The organism is Streptomyces turgidiscabies Car8 (assembly GCF_000331005.1).
In the GTDB taxonomy this organism is placed as follows: Bacteria; Actinomycetota; Actinomycetes; order Streptomycetales; family Streptomycetaceae; genus Streptomyces; species Streptomyces turgidiscabies.
The window spans coordinates 1-3,357 of the sequence record NZ_AEJB01000074.1 but is presented as its reverse complement, the minus strand read 5'-3'; the positions used below and the strand labels follow the sequence as shown (position 1 = coordinate 3,357).

The 3,357-nt window shown below is 68.8% G+C and carries 3 protein-coding genes and 1 pseudogene; 1 reads left to right on the top strand and 3 read right to left on the bottom strand.

Annotation, left to right across the window (positions count from 1 at the left end; all coding sequences use genetic code 11):
* Both STRTUCAR8_RS04570 and STRTUCAR8_RS04565 read right to left on the bottom strand, forming a co-directional pair.
* Positions 1–612: zf-HC2 domain-containing protein (locus STRTUCAR8_RS04570; RefSeq protein WP_044471630.1), on the bottom strand; the 612-nt coding region annotated here is incomplete at its 3' end.
* Positions 609–1,151 (bottom strand): sigma-70 family RNA polymerase sigma factor, encoded by a 543-nt coding sequence (locus tag STRTUCAR8_RS04565; RefSeq protein WP_006374260.1) that lies wholly within the window; start codon positions 1,149–1,151, stop codon positions 609–611. The genes STRTUCAR8_RS04565 and STRTUCAR8_RS04570, both read right to left, overlap by 4 nt.
* 237 nt (positions 1,152–1,388) lie before the next feature.
* Here STRTUCAR8_RS04565 and STRTUCAR8_RS04560 point away from each other — a divergent pair, with 237 nt between their 5' ends.
* Positions 1,389–2,930 (top strand): DUF4331 domain-containing protein, encoded by a 1,542-nt coding sequence (locus STRTUCAR8_RS04560; protein WP_006374262.1) that lies wholly within the window; start codon positions 1,389–1,391, stop codon positions 2,928–2,930.
* Positions 2,931–2,971: 41 nt separating this feature from the next.
* Here the strand turns inward: STRTUCAR8_RS04560 and STRTUCAR8_RS53850 are convergent.
* Positions 2,972–3,357 (bottom strand): annotated as a pseudogene (locus STRTUCAR8_RS53850) (aminotransferase class I/II-fold pyridoxal phosphate-dependent enzyme); the annotation flags it as partial.

The window sequence follows — 3,357 nt, the reverse complement described above, 5'->3', positions numbered from 1 at the left end:
GGTCACGACCGCGCGGCCCTCGGACGCGGAGGCGATCGCGGTGATTCCCTGGCCTCGCGCGTCCCGGTCGGCGGTCGCCCGCGCGTCGGGAGCTGACAGAACGTCGGCAATCTCACGCGCCTGGGCCTGCGCGGTGTCCAGCTTGTCCTGGGTCTGCGTGTTCTGCACGGCGAACAGCGCGGCGACGACGAGGGCGGCAGCCGCCGTGAGCGTGGCCAGCGGGGCGAACATGGGGCGCATGCGGGGCGCACGGCGGACCGGTGGCGGCTCGGTACCCCACACGTGCGCCGGCAGCTGATGGCTCCGCCTGCGGGGCGCTTCGGCGGAGCGGCCGGGAGCGTGCGCCGGGGAGTGGCCCGGGGACTCCTGCGGAGTCGCGCGTACGGCGGACAGGACCCGGTCGCGCATGGCGAACGGGGGCGGCGCGGCGGTGGACCAGGCCAGCCGGACCGCGTCCTCGGACAGCAGGCGTACCTCCGAGGTGCAGGCGGCACAGCCGGACAGATGCTTCTCGAAGCGGCGCCGCTCATCGGGGCCCAGGGCGTCGAGGGCGTAGGGGGCGGCGAGGGAGTGGAGATCCTCGCGGCGGAACAGTCTGCCGAGCACGCTCATGCGACACCTCCCAGGCATTCGCGCAGCCGGGTCAGTCCGTCGCGCATCCGTGTCTTCACCGTGCCCAGCGGGAGCGAGAGTTGCTCCGCCACCTCACGGTATGTGTAGCCGTCGTAGTAGGCGAGGGTGACCGACTGGCGTTGCAGGTTGGTCAGCCGGTCCAGACAGCGGCGCACCCACTCGCGTTCCATCCCGGCCTCCACCTCCTCCGCCACGTGGTCGAAGGCGGGACGGTGGGAGCGCTGGGCCTCGCGCTGCTCGCGCTCCCCGGCCGCGCGGGCACTGCGTACCCGGTCGACGGCCCGGCGGTGCGCGAGCGTGAGTATCCAGGACAGGGCGCTGCCCTTCCTGGGGTCGAACCGCGGTGACGAGCGCCAGAGTTCGAGCAGAACCTCCTGTGACACCTCCTCCGACTGCGCCGGGTCCCGCACCACGCGCCGCACCAGCCCGAACACCGGCCCGGACACGATCCCGTACAGCTCTTCGAAGGCCTTCTGGTCTCCCCCGGCCACGAGAACCAGAAGCTCGTCCGCTCCCACCCGCGTCCCCTCTCTATGGCCGCACACGGCCCCTCCCCGCTCCATCACGCTTGTCACCGTCACCTTAGGCATTCGTAGCGAACCTGCCTCCGGATGGGTACGGATCAACTGTCCTCGAAACGCGGGCCGGCCGGGTCCCAAACGTTTTCAAGAAAGTTTTCAGATTCGACCAATCCGCATCCGGGAGGGCTCCGAATCCCCGTCGTCAGGCAAGTTGACACGGTGAGGACGGACGGAATGACGACAACCATCTCCAAGGGCGGCGCGCGGCGCAGGAGCATCGCGACCCTCATCTGTGGTGCGCTGGCCGCCGGGGGGCTCGCAGCCGCCGGCGTCACCGCGCTCGTTCCGGGAACGGCTTCCGCCTCCAGCCACCGCGAGGCTCCGCTGATCTCGGGCACACCGCAGTTCGACAACACGGACCTGTACGCGTTCGTGAGCCCGGACAAGGCGGACACGACGACGATCGTCGCGAACTGGATCCCGTTCGAGGAGCCGGGCGGCGGCCCGAACTTCTACCAGTTCGCCGAGGACGCCCAGTACGACCTGCACATCGACAACAACGGTGACGCGCAGGACGACCTCCTGTTCCGCTACACCTTCAAGACGCACGTCAAGAACAAGAAGACGTTCCTGTACAACACGGGCGCGGTGGACAGCCTGTACGACAAGGACCTCAACGTCACGCAGACGTACGACATCGAGCTGATCAAGCTCAAGAAGAAGTACGAGGTGTCGAAGACGAAGATCGCCGACGATGTGCCGGTGGCTCCGTCCAACGTCGGCAAGGCGTCGATGCCGGACTACGCCAAGCTGCGCTACCAGGCCGTCCACAAGCTGACGAACGGTTCGAAGACGTTCGCCGGCCAGGCCGACGACCCGTTCTTCGCGGACCTGCGTGTCTTCGACCTGCTGTACGGCGGGAACCTCTCCGAGGTCGGCAACGACACGCTCAAGGGCTACAACGTCAACACGATCGCGCTCCAGGTGCCGACGCACATGATCGTGGAGTCGTCGAAGCAGCCGGTCGTCGGCATCTGGTCGACGACCCAGCGCAAGAACGCCAGCGGCTACTACTCGCAGGTCTCACGGCTGGGCATGCCGCTCGTCAACGAGGTCGTCAACCCCATCAAGGACAAGGACAAGTTCAACGCGTCCTCGCCGTACGACGACGCCCAGTTCCTGAAGAACGTGACCAACCCCGAGCTGCCGAAGCTCATCGAGGCGATCTACAAGATCCCCGCGCCCAAGGAGCCGCGCAACGACCTGGTGGACGTCTTCCTCAAGGGTGTGAAGGGTCTCAACCAGCCGCCGTACGTGACTCCGGCCGAGGAACTGCGTCTCAACACCTCGACCAAGCCGTCCGCGCACCCCAAGCGTCTCGGTGTCCTCGACGGTGACAACGCGGGCTTCCCGAACGGCCGTCGCCTTACGGACGACGTGATCGACGCCTCGCTCCAGGTCGTCGAGGGTGAACTGCTCGGTGCGAAGAACGACCTCGGCGACGCGGTCGACAAGAACGACAAGAACTTCGAGAAGTACTTCCCGTACGTGGCTCTGCCGACCGAGGGTTCGCGCGGCCCGCTCGCCAAGGGCACCAGCGGCACGAACGACGTCCGCAGCCAGCTCGGTGACGCGCTCCAGCCCGCCGGCACCTCCGGCGGCGGCACCGACACCATGCTGATCGCCGGTTCGGCGGCGGCCGGTGCGGCCGGGTTCCTGCTGCTCACCGCCGGCTTCGTGTGGTGGCGGCGGAACATGGGCAACCGGGCGTACTGACCCACGGTCCGTTCCCACCCCCACCGACTGGCGCCGGCCGTCTCCGAGCCTGCGAGGAACGACCAGATCCGGTCCTCCACCACCGGCACGCCCAACTCCCGCACCACACCCGCGAGTTCATGCTTCCGCTGCTCACCCATCGTCACCGACGTCGGGTTGTGCAGCGTCGGCTGGACGTACAGCGCGGACAGGGGAGCGGCGCGGTGGGCGGCGGCGAGGGCGTCCGGACGCAGACCGTCCTGGTCCATGGCCAGCGGGACGAGGGTGATGCCGAGGCGGGCGGCGATCTCCTTGACCAGCGGATATGTCAGCGCCTCGACGCCGACCCGGCCCCCCGGCCGGACCAGGGAGGCGAGGGCGGCGGCGATCGACTGCCGGGCGTTGCCCGTGAACAGGACGCCGTCCGGGTCGGGCCGCCAGCCCGGGG

Excerpts from the sequence above, each read along its gene's own strand:
- STRTUCAR8_RS04560 (WP_006374262.1), top strand. The coding sequence starts at position 1,389 with ATGACGACAACCATCTCCAAGGGCGGCGCGCGGCGCAGGAGCATCGCG.